The following is a 13,193-nucleotide window of genomic DNA, read 5'->3' on the forward strand; positions in this document are numbered from 1 at the left end:
GGATGCCCCAACTCCCGGCCCCCGACTACCCGGCCGACGTCCGCGCCCGGCTCGAGGCGGACGCCCGCGAGGTGATCGCCCGCTACCCGGACTCCCGCTCGGCGCTGCTCCCGCTGCTGCACCTCGTGCAGTCCGAGGAAGGGCACGTCACCCGGACCGGCATGCAGTTCTGCGCCGACGTGCTCGGCCTCACCACCGCCGAGGTCACCGCCGTCGCCACCTTCTACACGATGTACCGCCGCAAGCCGAGCGGCGACTACCAAGTCGGCGTCTGCACCAACACGTTGTGCGCCGTCATGGGCGGCGACGCCATCTTCGAGGAGCTGAAGCAGCACCTCGGCGTCGGCAACGACGAGACCACCGAGGACGGCAAGGTCACCCTCGAACACATCGAGTGCAACGCCGCCTGCGACTACGCCCCCGTGGTGATGGTCAACTGGGAGTTCTTCGACAACCAGACCCCCCAGTCGGCCAAGCAGCTCGTGGACGACCTGCGCGCGGGCCGTACCGTCGAGCCCACTCGCGGCGCCCCGATCTGCACGTTCAAGGAGACCGCCCGCATCCTCGCCGGGTTCCCGGACGAGCGCGAAGGCGCCGTCGAAGCCGGTGGCGCCGCAGGCCCCGCCTCGCTCATCGGGCTCCGCCTGGCCAGGGGCGAGGCCGTCCCCGCGCGCGTGGTCCACCCCCGCGGCGAGGCCCCGCAGGGCGAGTCGCCCGCCGAGCACCTCAGCTCGCACGACGCACCGCAGCAGACGTCGGCCTCGGACCCGGACCACCCGGCCGGACCCACCGCCGAGGAGGGGGAGTGATGACCGTGTCCACCGCCTACGGGGGCTCCCGTCCGGAGACCGGAGGAGAGCACAGCCCCGAGAAGCTGCTCGCCCCCGTCCTCTCCGCGTTCTGGGACGACGACCGCCCCTGGTCCCTGGACACCTACCGCAGGCACGAGGGGTACGAAGGCCTCCGCAAGGCCCTCGCCATGTCCCCGGACGACCTCATCGCGTACGTGAAGGACGCAGGGCTGCGCGGCCGTGGCGGCGCCGGCTTCCCCACCGGGATGAAGTGGCAGTTCATCCCGCAGGGCGACGGAAAACCGCACTATCTAGTTGTCAACGCTGACGAGTCGGAGCCGGGCACCTGCAAGGACATCCCGCTCCTCTACGCCAATCCGCACAGCCTCATCGAGGGCATCGTGATCGCCTGTTACGCGATCCGGTCGAACCACGCGTTCATCTACCTGCGGGGTGAAGTCGTCCCCGTGCTGCGACGGTTGCACGAGGCCGTACGAGAGGCGTACGAGGCGGGATATCTGGGGAACGACGTCCTGGGATCAGGACTCGATCTTGAACTCACTGTGCACGCCGGCGCCGGGGCGTACATCTGTGGCGAGGAAACCGCGCTGCTCGACTCTCTCGAAGGACGGCGTGGCCAGCCCCGGCTGCGACCCCCCTTCCCCGCTGTCGCCGGTCTGTACGCCTGCCCCACTGTGGTGAACAACGTCGAGTCCATCGCGTCGGTTCCCGCGATCCTGAACAAGGGCAAGGACTGGTTCAGGTCCATGGGCAGCGAGAAGTCCCCGGGCTTCACGCTCTACTCGCTCAGCGGCCATGTCGCATCGCCCGGCCAGTACGAGGCCCCGCTCGGCATCACGCTCCGCCAGCTCCTCGACATGAGCGGCGGCATGAGGCCGGGCCACCGCCTCAAGTTCTGGACGCCGGGCGGCAGTTCGACCCCGATGTTCACCGACGAGCACCTGGACGTCCCGCTCGACTACGAGGGCGTCGGTGCCGCCGGATCGATGCTCGGCACCAAGGCCCTGCAGTGCTTCGACGAGACCACCTGCGTCGTCCGCGCCGTCACCCGCTGGACCGAGTTCTACGCCCACGAGTCCTGCGGCAAGTGCACCCCCTGCCGTGAAGGGACGTACTGGCTCGTCCAGTTGCTCCGCGACATCGAGGCGGGCAAGGGCACGATGTCCGACCTCGACAAGCTGAACGACATCGCCGACAACATCAACGGCAAGTCCTTCTGCGCCCTCGGCGACGGCGCCGCCTCGCCGATCTTCTCCTCCCTGAAGTACTTCCGCGCGGAGTACGAGGAGCACATCACCGGCAGGGGCTGCCCCTTCGACCCCGCCAAGTCGACCCTCTGGGCCGACAAGCACACGGAGGTGAACGCATGACGGTCGCGACAAATGCTCCCTCCGGGGGCGGAGACACGGCTCCTCCGCCCGAGGACCTGGTCTCGCTGACCATCGACGGCGTCGACATCAGCGTCCCCAAGGGCACGCTCGTCATCCGCGCCGCGGAACAGCTCGGCATCGACATCCCGCGCTTCTGCGACCACCCGCTCCTCGACCCGGCCGGCGCCTGCCGCCAGTGCATCGTCGAGGTCGAGGGCCAGCGCAAGCCGATGGCGTCCTGCACCATCACCTGCACCGACGGCATGGTCGTCAAGACCCAGCTGACGTCGCCGGTCGCGGAGAAGGCGCAGAAGGGCGTGATGGAGCTCCTGCTCATCAACCACCCCCTCGACTGCCCGGTCTGCGACAAGGGCGGCGAGTGCCCGCTGCAGAACCAGGCCGTCTCGCACGGCCAGGCCGACTCCCGCTTCGACGGCAAGAAGCGCACGTACGAGAAGCCCGTCGCGATCTCCACGCAGGTGCTGCTCGACCGTGAGCGCTGTGTGCTCTGCGCGCGCTGCACCCGGTTCTCCAACCAGGTCGCGGGCGACCCGATGATCGAGCTGATCGAGCGGGGCGCGCTGCAGCAGGTCGGCACCGGCGAGGGCGACCCCTTCGAGTCGTACTTCTCCGGGAACACCATCCAGATCTGCCCGGTGGGCGCGCTCACCTCGGCGGCGTACCGGTTCCGTTCGCGCCCCTTCGACCTGGTGTCCTCGCCCTCCGTCTGCGAGCACTGCGCCGGCGGCTGCGCGACCCGCACCGACCACCGGCGCGGCAAGGTCATGCGCCGCCTCGCGGCCGAGGACCCCGAGGTCAACGAGGAGTGGATCTGCGACAAGGGCCGCTTCGGCTTCCGCTACGCGCAGCAGCGCGACCGGCTCGCCACCCCGCTCGTCCGGGGTGAGAACGGCGTGCTCGAACCGGCCAGCTGGCCCGAGGCGTTGGCGGCCGCGGCCGAAGGTCTCACGGCGGCACGCGCGCGTGCGGGCGTGCTCGCGGGCGGACGTCTGACCGTCGAGGACGCCTACGCGTACAGCAAGTTCGCGCGCGTGGCGCTCGGCACCAACGACATCGACTTCCGGGCCCGCCCGCACTCCGCGGAGGAGGCCGACTTCCTGGCCGCGCGGGTCGCGGGGCGCGGCAAGGACCTCGACGGGGCGGGCGTCACGTACACCGCTCTGGAGAAGGCCCCGGCCGTGCTGCTCGCCGGGATCGAGGCCGAGGAGGAGGCGCCCGGCGTCTTCCTGCGGCTCCGCAAGGCCTGGCGCAAGCACGGCCAGAAGACCTTCGCGCTCGCCCCGTACGAGACCCGTGGCCTCACCAAGGCCGGCGGCACGCTGCTGCCCGCCGCGCCCGGCACCGAGACCGAGTGGCTGGACGCGCTCGCCTCCGGCGTCGGGCTCGGCGAGGACGGCGCGCAGGTCGCCGAGGCGCTGCGGGCCGAGGGCGCGGTGATCGTCGTCGGCGAGCGGCTGGCGAGCGTGGCCGGCGGCCTCACCGCCGCCGTACGCGTGGCGACCGCGACCGGCGCCGAGCTGGTGTGGATCCCGCGCCGGGCCGGTGAGCGCGGTGCCGTCGAGGTCGGCGCGCTGCCGGCGCTGCTGCCCGGCGGGCGGCCCGCGACCGATCCACGCGCGCGTGAGGAGGTCGCGGCGGCCTGGGGCGTGGCCGAACTGCCGCACCGCTTCGGCCGCGACACCGGCCAGATCGTGGAGGCCGCCGCGGGCGGAGAGCTGCGCGCCCTGCTCGTCGCGGGCGTCGACGTGGCGGACCTGCCGGACCCGGCACGCGCGCGTGCGGCGCTCGACGAGGCCTTCGTGGTCTCGCTCGAACTGCGGCCCGGCGAGGTCACCGAGCGGGCGGACGTCGTCCTTCCGGTCGCCGCCGTCGCCGAGAAGTCCGGCACGTTCCTCAACTGGGAGGGCCGGTCCCGGATGTTCGAGGCCGCCCTGAAGCCCGACCAGATGACCCGGCAGCTGCCGCCCACCGACGCGCGCGTGCTGCACATGCTGGCCGACGCGATGGACGTCCACCTGGGCCTGCCGGACCAGCGCACCGTCCGCCGCGAGCTGGACCGGCTCGGCGCCTGGGACGGCCCGCGCGCCACCGAACCCCTGGAGACGGCAGGGCAGTTGCCGCGCCCCGGCGCCGGTGAGGCCGTGCTCGCAGGGCACCGGCTGCTGCTCGACCGGGGCCGCCTGCAGGAGGGCGACGAGGCGCTCGCGGGCACCCGGCACGCGGCCGTGGCCCGGCTCTCCGCGGCCACCGCCGCCGAGGCCGGCGTGAAGGACGGCGACGTCCTCGCGGTCACCGGCCCGGAGGGAGACGTGCAACTCCCGCTGCAGGTCACGGAGATGCCCGACCGTGTGGTGTGGCTGCCGCTCAACTCGACCGGCCGCGGCACCACTTCGGACACCGGCGCGCGTGCCGGTGAACTCGTCCGCATCGGCCCGGCCGTGGCCGCCGCCTCGGAGGCCAAGGAGGTGCAGGCATGAACGCGAGTCTGAGCCAGACGGCGGTCGAAGCGGCCGCCATGAGCCCGCTCGCCGCCGAGGACCTGTCCATGTTCGGGCGGGACCCGTGGTGGCTCGTCCTGATCAAGGCGGTGTTCTGCTTCGCGTTCCTGATGGTGACGGTGCTCTTCTCCATCGTGTGGGAGCGCAAGGTCGTCGCCTGGATGCAGCTGCGCATCGGCCCCAACCGGCACGGCCCCTGGGGCATGCTGCAGTCCCTCGCGGACGGCATCAAGCTGATGCTCAAGGAGGACGTGGTCGTCAAGCGCGCGGACAAGGTGGTGTACGTCCTCGCGCCGATCGTCGCCGCCATCCCGGCGTTCATGGCGATCGCGGTGATCCCCTTCGGCCCGGCCGACAACCAGGTCTCGATCTTCGGCCAGCGCACCACGATGCAGCTCACGGACCTGCCGATCGCGATGCTCTACATCCTCGCGGTCGCCTCCGTCGGCATCTACGGCATCGTCCTCGCCGGCTGGTCCTCCGGCTCGACGTACCCGCTCCTCGGCGGCCTGCGCTCCTGCGCGCAGATGATCTCGTACGAGATCGCGATGGGCGCAGCCTTCGCCTCCGTCTTCCTCTACTCGGGGTCGATGTCGACCTCGGCGATCGTGGAGGCGCAGGGCGACCGCTGGTACATCCTGCTGCTGCCGGTGTCGTTCCTGCTGTACGTGGTGACGATGGTCGGCGAGACCAACCGCGCGCCGTTCGACATGCCGGAGTCCGAGGGCGACCTCGTCGGCGGCTTCAACACCGAGTACAGCTCCATCAAGTTCGCGCTCTTCATGCTCGCCGAGTACGTGAACATGGTGACGGTCTCCGCCGTCGCCACCACGCTGTTCCTCGGCGGCTGGCGCGCGCCCTGGCCGATCAGCACCTTCTGGGAGGGCGCCAACCAGGGCTGGTGGCCGATGCTCTGGTTCGTCCTCAAGGTCCAGCTGCTGCTGTTCTTCTTCATCTGGCTCCGCGGCACCCTGCCCCGCGTCCGCTACGACCAGCTGATGAAGCTCGGCTGGAAGGTGCTCATCCCGGTCTCGGTGGCCTGGCTGATGCTCGTCGCGACCGTACGCACGCTGCGGAACGAGAACGTCCCCTTCACCGGGATCGTGCTCTACGTGGGCGGCGGCGTCCTGGCGATCCTGCTGCTCTCCTTCGTCGTCGACATCTACCGCGACAAGCGGGAGAAGGCCGAGGAGCAGGCAGCGCCCGCCGAGCCGGGGCCCGCGTTCGACCCGATGGCCGGCGGCTATCCCGTACCGCCGCTGCCGGGACAGACCTTGCCGCCCGTGCCGCGTCGACGCTCGCGCCAGGAGCGGGAGTTGATTGTCAGTGGTGGCGTCGATACTGCCAGTGACGGAAAGGAGGCTGACGGTGTCTGAGATCTCCAGGAACAACCCTTCCGAGAAGTCGCCCGCGTCCGGCGCGCCCGCCGGATCGGGCGAGGGCAAGGACACGGCGCAGGGGTTCCACAACCCCGTGGCCGGCTTCGGCGTGACCTTCAAGGCCATGTTCAAGAAGCGGCTGACCGAGCAGTACCCGGAGCAGAAGAAGGTCACAGCCCCGCGCTTCCACGGCCGTCACCAGCTCAACCGGCACCCGGACGGCCTGGAGAAGTGCGTCGGCTGCGAGCTGTGCGCCTGGGCCTGCCCGGCCGACGCGATCTACGTCGAGGGCGCGGACAACACCGACGAGGAGCGCTACTCCCCGGGCGAGCGGTACGGGCGGGTGTACCAGATCAACTACGCCCGCTGCATCCTCTGCGGCCTGTGCATCGAGGCGTGCCCCACGCGCGCGCTCACGATGACCAACGAGTTCGAACTGGCCGACTCCAGCCGGGAGAACCTGATCTACACCAAGGAGCAGCTGCTCGCCGGCCTGGAGGAGGGCATGGTCGACAGCCCACACGCGATCTTCCCCGGCATGGACGAGCAGGACTACTACCGCGGTCTGGTCACCGAGGCCGCCCCCGGCACCGAGCCCCAGGTCGCCCACTCCAAGGGCGAGGCGGTGCAGGAGGCGGAGTCGACCTTCGGGCCCGAGGAGCCGGCGTCGAAGAAGGTGGTCGGCCGATGAGCACGCTCGCCGCCTACGCCACGTCCACCGGCGAGGCCTTCCAGTTCTGGGTCCTCGGCACCGTCGCCGTGATCGGCGCTCTCTGCACCGTCTTCATGAAGAAGGCCGTGCACAGCGCGCTCTGCCTGGCCGGCACCATGATCGTCCTGGCGGTCTTCTACCTCGCCAACGGCGCCTACTTCCTGGGCATCGTGCAGATCGTCGTCTACACCGGCGCGATCATGATGCTGTTCCTCTTCGTCGTCATGCTGGTCGGTGTCACGGCCGCGGACTCCCTGAAGGAGACCATCAAGGGGCAGCGCTGGCTGGCGCTCCTCTGCGGCCTCGGTTTCGCGGTCCTCCTGGTCGGCGGCATCGGGAACGCCTCCCTGAAGGAGTTCAACGGCCTGGGGCAGGCCAACTCCGCAGGGAACGTCGAGGGGTTGGCGGCCCTGATCTTCACCAAGTACGTCTTCGCCTTCGAGATCACCGGTGCCCTGCTCATCACGGCCGCCGTCGGCGCCATGGTGCTCACGCACCGCGAGCGCACCGAGCGCGCCAAGACCCAGCGCGAGCTCGCCGAGGAGCGCGTGCGCGAGGGCAAGCACCTCCCGCCGCTGCCCGCCCCGGGGGTGTACGCGCGCCACAACGCCGTGGACATCGCGGGCCTGCTGCCGGACGGCACGCCGTCGGAGCTCACGGTCAGCAAGACGCTGCGCGACCGCGGCCAGATCCGTGACGTGTCGAGCGAGGCCCTCAGTGACCTGCGGGCCCTGGAGCAGCGCGCCGACGAACGGCTCGGCAGGAGCGGCCACGCCGCGTCGTCGACCGACGACGCGGCCTCGGGCGGCAAGAAGGAGGCCGCGAAGTGAGTCCCGTCAACTACCTGTATCTCGCGGCCCTGTTGTTCGCGATCGGCGCCACCGGCGTGCTGATCAGGCGGAACGCCATCGTGGTGTTCATGTGCATCGAGCTGATGCTCAACGCCTGCAACCTCACGCTGGTGACCTTCTCCCGGATGCACGGCAACCTCGACGGCCAGATCATCGCGTTCTTCACGATGGTCGTCGCCGCCGCCGAGGTCGTGGTCGGGCTCGCGATCATCGTGTCCCTGTTCCGGTCCCGCCACTCGGCCTCGGTCGACGACGCCAGCCTGATGAAGCTCTGAGGGGCAGGAAGAATCGTGGAGAACCTGATTGCGCTGCTCGTCGCAGCGCCTCTGCTCGGAGCGGCCGTACTGCTGTGCGGCGGGCGGCGGTTGGACCGCGGCGGCCACTGGATCGGCACGCTGCTCGCGGTCGTCTCCTTCGCCGTCGGCGTGCTGCTCTTCACCGACATGCTCGGCAAGGACCCGGAGCACCGGGCCATGCACCAGGCGCTGTTCAGCTGGATCCCGGTCGAGGGATTCCAGGCGGACGTCGCCTTCCAGCTGGACCAGCTGTCGATGACGTTCGTGCTCCTGATCACCGGCGTGGGCTCCCTGATCCACGTCTACTCGATCGGGTACATGGAGCACGACGAGCGCAGGCGCCGCTTCTTCGGCTATCTGAACCTGTTCCTCGCGGCGATGCTGCTCCTCGTCATCGCCGACAACTACCTGCTCCTGTACGTGGGTTGGGAGGGCGTCGGTCTGGCGTCGTACCTGCTCATCGGCTTCTGGCAGCACAAGCCCAGCGCGGCCACGGCCGCCAAGAAGGCCTTCCTGGTCAACCGCGTCGGCGACATGGGCCTGTCCATCGCGATCATGCTGATGTTCACGACGTTCGGCACGTTCGCGTTCGGCCCGGTCCTGGAGTCCACCTCCGAGACCAGTGAGGGCATGCTCACCGCGATCGGCCTGATGCTGCTGCTCGCCGCGTGCGGCAAGTCGGCCCAGGTCCCGCTGCAGTCCTGGCTCGGTGACGCGATGGAGGGCCCGACCCCGGTCTCGGCCCTGATCCACGCGGCCACCATGGTCACCGCGGGCGTGTACCTCATCACCCGCTCCGGCGCGATCTTCAACGGCGCTCCGGATGCGCAGTTGGCGGTCGTGATCGTCGGTGCGGTCACGCTCCTCTTCGGTGCGATCGTCGGTTGCGCCAAGGACGACATCAAGAAGGCCCTCGCCGGCTCGACGATGTCCCAGATCGGCTACATGATCCTGGCGGCCGGCCTCGGCCCCATCGGCTACGCCTTCGCGATCATGCACCTGGTCACGCACGGCTTCTTCAAGGCCGGGCTCTTCCTCGGCGCCGGCTCGGTCATGCACGGCATGAACGACGAGGTCGACATGCGCAAGTACGGCGGCCTCCGCAAGTACATGCCGGTCACCTTCGTGACGTTCGGGCTCGGCTACCTCGCGATCATCGGCTTCCCCGGCCTCTCCGGCTTCTGGTCCAAGGACAAGATCATCGAGGCGGCGTTCGCGTACGACGACGGGATCCGCGGCTGGATCTTCGGCGGCGTGGCCCTGCTCGGCGCGGGCATCACGGCCTTCTACATGACGCGCGTGATGATCATGACGTTCTTCGGCGAGAAGCGCTGGCAGCCGGATGCGGAGGGCAACGAGCCGCATCCGCACGAGTCGCCCAGGTCGATGACGATCCCGATGATCGTCCTCGCCTTCGGCTCGGTCTTCGCGGGCGGACTCTTCTCGCTCAACGAGTCGTTCGTGAAGTGGCTGGAGCCGGTCACGCAGTTCGAGCACCCGCACCCGGTCATCAGCGTCCCGGCGATCACCGCCTCCACGGTCGTGGTGCTCCTCCTGGGCGCCGCCCTGGCGTACGTGATGTACGGGCGCAAGGAAGTCCCGGTCACCGCGCCGCGCGGCTCGCTGCTCACCCGGGCGGCCCGCCGCGACCTGCTGCAGGACGACTTCAACCATGTGGTCCTGGTCCGCGGCGGCGAGCACCTCACCCGCTCCCTCGTGTACGTCGACCACACCATGGTCGACGGCGCCGTCAACGGCACGGCGGCGGGCTTCGGCGGACTCTCCGGCCGGCTGCGCAAGGTGCAGAACGGCTTCGCCCGTTCCTACGCGGTCTCGATGTTCGGCGGTACGGCGATCCTCATCGCCGCGACCCTGCTGATGAGGGCGGTCTGATCACGATGTCCTTTCCTCTGCTGACAGCGACGGCCGCGGTGCCGGCGATCGGCGCGATCGTCACCGCCGCCGTGCCCGCCGCCCGGCGCTCGGCCGCCAAGTGGCTCGCGCTGCTCTTCTCGCTCGCCACGCTGGTCCTCGCGGTCGTCGTCGGCGTCCGCTTCGACCCGGGCGGCGACCGCTACCAACTCACCGAGTCCCACGCGTGGATCGCCGACTTCGGCGTGCGGTACGAACTGGGCGTGGACGGCATCGGCGTCGCCCTCATCGGGCTCACCGCGCTGCTGATCCCGTTCGTGATCCTCGCGGGCTGGCACGACGCCGACCCGGAGGAGACCGGGAGCAAGCGCTGGCGGCCCACGCAGGGCTTCTTCGCGCTGATCCTGATGGTCGAGGCGATGGTGGTCCTCTCCTTCGAGGCCACCGACGTCTTCCTCTTCTACATCCTCTTCGAAGCCATGCTCATCCCGATGTACTTCCTCATCGGCGGCTTCGGAGACCGCGCCCACGCCGGCAGTGACGAGAAGGCCGCCGCCCAACGGTCGTACGCGGCCGTGAAGTTCCTGCTCTACAACCTGGTCGGCGGCCTGATCATGCTGGCCGCGGTCATCGGCCTCTATGTGGTCGCAGGGAACTTCTCGCTCCAGGAGATCGCCGCCGCGCGTGCGAGCGGCGAGCTGAACATGGCGACCAACACGGAGCGGCTGCTCTTCCTCGGCTTCTTCTTCGCGTTCGCGGTGAAGGCGCCGCTGTGGCCGCTGCACACCTGGCTGCCCAACGCCATGGGCGAGGCCACCGCCCCGGTCGCCGTGCTGATCACCGCGGTCGTCGACAAGGTCGGCACGTTCGCGATGCTCCGCTTCTGCCTCGGCCTCTTCCCCGAAGCCTCGAAGTGGGCGACTCCCGCGATCCTGGTGCTCGCGCTGATCTCGATCGTCTACGGCGCGCTGCTCGCCGTCGGCCAGCGCGACATCAAGCGCCTGATCGCGTACGCGTCGATCTCGCACTTCGGCTTCATCATCATGGGCATCTTCGCGATGACCTCGCAGGGCCAGAGCGGCGCGACGCTCTACATGGTCAACCACGGCATCTCCACTGCCGCGTTGATGCTCGTCGCCGGGTTCCTGATCTCCCGGCGCGGCTCGCGGCTCATCGCGGACTTCGGCGGTGTGCAGAAGGTGGCCCCGGTGCTCGCCGGGACGTTCCTGGTGGGCTCGCTCGCCACGCTCTCGCTGCCGGGGCTCGCGCCGTTCGTGAGTGAATTCCTGGTCCTGGTCGGCACGTTCGCGCGCTACCCGGTGATCGGCATCATCGCCACCTTCGGCATCGTCCTCGCCGCGCTCTACACCCTCGTCCTCTACCAGCGGACGATGACGGGCCCGGTCAAGCTCGAAGTCGCCAAGATGCCGGATCTGCGCGTGCGTGAACTCGTCGTCGTCGCACCGCTGATCGCCCTGCTGATCTTCCTCGGTGTCTACCCGAAGCCGGTCACCGACCTGGTGAACCCGGCGGTCGGCCACACCTTGTCCGACGTACAGAAGAAGGACCCCAAGCCCGAGGTGGAGGCGGCCAAGTGAGCGCATCAGCCGTCCACAGCCTGTGGACAACGGCGGCGCCGATCGACAAGATCGACGCCCCGACCATCGAGTACGCCCAGCTCATGCCGACGCTGATCGTGATCGGCGCGGCCGTCGTGGGCATCCTCGTCGAAGCCTTCGTCGGCCGGAAAGCCCGCTACTACGCGCAGATGTTCGTGACCGTGGTCGCCCTGGTGTCCGCGTTCGCCGCGGTCATCGGGCTCGCGGCCGGCGGCCACGCCTCCTCGGAGGCGCAGATCGTCGCCATGGGCGCGATCGCCGTCGACGGACCGGCCCTGTTCCTGCAGGGCACGATCCTGCTCACCGGCCTCGTCGCGGTCTTCACCTTCGCCGAGCGCCGCCTCGATCCCGAGGCGCACGGAAACCGGGTCGACTCCTTCGCGGCGCAGGCCGCTTCGGTGCCGGGCAGCGACAGCGAGAAGGCCGCGATCAAGGCCGGGTTCACCACCACCGAGGTGTTCCCGCTCGCGCTGTTCGCCATCGGCGGCATGCTCGTCTTCCCCGCGGCGAACGACCTGTTGACGCTGTTCATCGCCCTCGAGGTGTTCTCGCTCCCGCTGTACCTGCTGTGCGCCCTGGCTCGCCGCAAGCGCCTCATGTCGCAGGAGGCCGCGGTCAAGTACTTCCTGCTCGGCGCCTTCTCGTCGGCGTTCCTGCTCTTCGGCGTCGCCCTGGTCTACGGGTACGCGGGCACCGTCACGTACGCGGGGATCGCCGACGTCGTCGACGGCACCGTGCAGAACATCGACCCGGCCCTCGCCGACACCATGGGGAACGACGCGCTGCTCCTCGTCGGCGGCGCCATGATCCTCATGGGCCTGCTCTTCAAGGTCGGCGCCGTCCCCTTCCACATGTGGACCCCGGACGTCTACCAGGGCGCTCCGACCCCGGTCACCGGCTTCATGGCGGCGGCCACCAAGGTCGCGGCGTTCGGCGCGCTGCTCCGGCTGCTGTACGTGGTGCTGCCCGGCCTTCGCTGGGACTGGCGGCCGGTGATGTGGGGCGTCGCGATCGTCACGATGCTGATCGGCGCGATCGTCGCGATCACGCAGACCGACATCAAGCGGCTCCTCGCGTACTCCTCGATCGCGCACGCGGGCTTCCTCCTCGCCGGTGTGGTCGCGGCGACGCCGAGCGGCATCTCGTCGGTGCTGTTCTACCTCGGCGCCTACTCCTTCGTGACGGTCGGCGCCTTCGCGGTGGTCACGCTGGTGCGGGACGCCGGCGGCGAGGCCACGCACCTGTCCAAGTGGGCCGGTCTCGGGCGGCGTTCGCCGCTGGTCGCCGCGGTCTTCGCGGTGTTCCTGCTCGCCTTCGCCGGCATCCCGCTGACCTCCGGGTTCTCCGGCAAGTTCGCGGTGTTCAAGGCGGCGGCCGAGGGCGGGGCGGGCGCGCTCGTCGTGATCGGCGTGATCTCCTCGGCGATCGCGGCGTTCTTCTACATCCGCGTGATCGTGCTCATGTTCTTCAGCGAGCCGAAGGCCGAGGGGCCGACGGTCGCGGTGCCCTCGCCGCTGACGATGACGGCGATCGGCGTGGGCGTGGCGGTCACGCTGGTGCTCGGCGTGGCCCCGCAGTACTTCCTCGACCTGGCGGGTCAGGCGGGGGTCTTCGTGCGCTGAGCCGATGTCCGCGCGCTGCGCGGAGGCTCCGCGGTCCGGTGCCCGGTACCTCTTCGGAGGGACCGGGCACCGACTTTTCCTACCGGCACCCCCAGCCTGTGGATAACTTTTCTGGACTGTCGGTCGGGCGGCCTATCGTGG

The 13,193-nt window shown here is 69.7% G+C and carries 10 protein-coding genes; all 10 read left to right on the top strand.

Annotated elements, in window-relative coordinates:
* Positions 1 to 2 precede the first annotated feature (2 nt).
* From nuoE to nuoN, 10 genes are read left to right on the top strand one after another with little or no spacing between them, the layout of a single operon-like run.
* Positions 3 to 809 carry an NADH-quinone oxidoreductase subunit NuoE gene (nuoE, locus tag QIS96_RS27780; RefSeq protein ID WP_282545549.1) on the top strand — a complete coding sequence of 269 codons (807 nt, stop codon included), beginning with the start codon at positions 3 to 5 and terminating at the stop codon, positions 807 to 809.
* A complete protein-coding gene (gene nuoF / locus QIS96_RS27785; protein ID WP_282545512.1) occupies positions 809 to 2,182 on the top strand; it encodes an NADH-quinone oxidoreductase subunit NuoF in 1,374 nt (457 codons plus the stop codon). The genes nuoE and nuoF overlap by 1 nt, the downstream gene beginning before the upstream one ends.
* Entirely contained in the window at positions 2,179 to 4,680 is a 2,502-nt protein-coding gene (locus tag QIS96_RS27790) for an NADH-quinone oxidoreductase subunit G (RefSeq protein ID WP_282545513.1), read from the top strand. The genes nuoF and QIS96_RS27790 overlap by 4 nt, the downstream gene beginning before the upstream one ends.
* A gap of 38 nt (positions 4,681 to 4,718) precedes the next feature.
* Complete coding sequence (gene nuoH, locus QIS96_RS27795) at positions 4,719 to 6,077, top strand: NADH-quinone oxidoreductase subunit NuoH (protein WP_282545550.1); 1,359 nt, start codon at positions 4,719 to 4,721, stop codon at positions 6,075 to 6,077.
* Position 6,078: 1 nt separating this feature from the next.
* On the top strand, positions 6,079 to 6,771 hold the full coding sequence (nuoI, locus tag QIS96_RS27800) for an NADH-quinone oxidoreductase subunit NuoI (protein ID WP_282545551.1): 693 nt from the start codon (positions 6,079 to 6,081) through the stop codon (positions 6,769 to 6,771).
* Positions 6,768 to 7,622, top strand: coding sequence for an NADH-quinone oxidoreductase subunit J (locus QIS96_RS27805; protein WP_282545514.1), 855 nt, complete (start codon positions 6,768 to 6,770; stop codon positions 7,620 to 7,622). The genes nuoI and QIS96_RS27805 overlap by 4 nt, the downstream gene beginning before the upstream one ends.
* A complete protein-coding gene (nuoK, locus tag QIS96_RS27810; RefSeq protein WP_282545515.1) occupies positions 7,619 to 7,918 on the top strand; it encodes an NADH-quinone oxidoreductase subunit NuoK in 300 nt (99 codons plus the stop codon). The genes QIS96_RS27805 and nuoK overlap by 4 nt, the downstream gene beginning before the upstream one ends.
* A 15-nt stretch (positions 7,919 to 7,933) precedes the next feature.
* Positions 7,934 to 9,832, top strand: a complete 1,899-nt coding sequence (gene nuoL / locus QIS96_RS27815) for an NADH-quinone oxidoreductase subunit L (RefSeq protein ID WP_282545516.1) — start codon at positions 7,934 to 7,936, stop codon at positions 9,830 to 9,832.
* Between the two features lie 5 nt (positions 9,833 to 9,837).
* Positions 9,838 to 11,409 carry an NADH-quinone oxidoreductase subunit M gene (locus QIS96_RS27820; RefSeq protein ID WP_282545517.1) on the top strand — a complete coding sequence of 524 codons (1,572 nt, stop codon included), beginning with the start codon at positions 9,838 to 9,840 and terminating at the stop codon, positions 11,407 to 11,409.
* Complete coding sequence (gene nuoN, locus QIS96_RS27825; RefSeq protein WP_282545518.1) at positions 11,406 to 13,052, top strand: NADH-quinone oxidoreductase subunit NuoN; 1,647 nt, start codon at positions 11,406 to 11,408, stop codon at positions 13,050 to 13,052. The genes QIS96_RS27820 and nuoN overlap by 4 nt, the downstream gene beginning before the upstream one ends.
* Positions 13,053 to 13,193: the final 141 nt, after the last annotated feature.

The organism is Streptomyces cavernicola (genome assembly GCF_029968035.1).
Taxonomy (GTDB): Bacteria; Actinomycetota; Actinomycetes; order Streptomycetales; family Streptomycetaceae; genus Streptomyces; species Streptomyces cavernicola.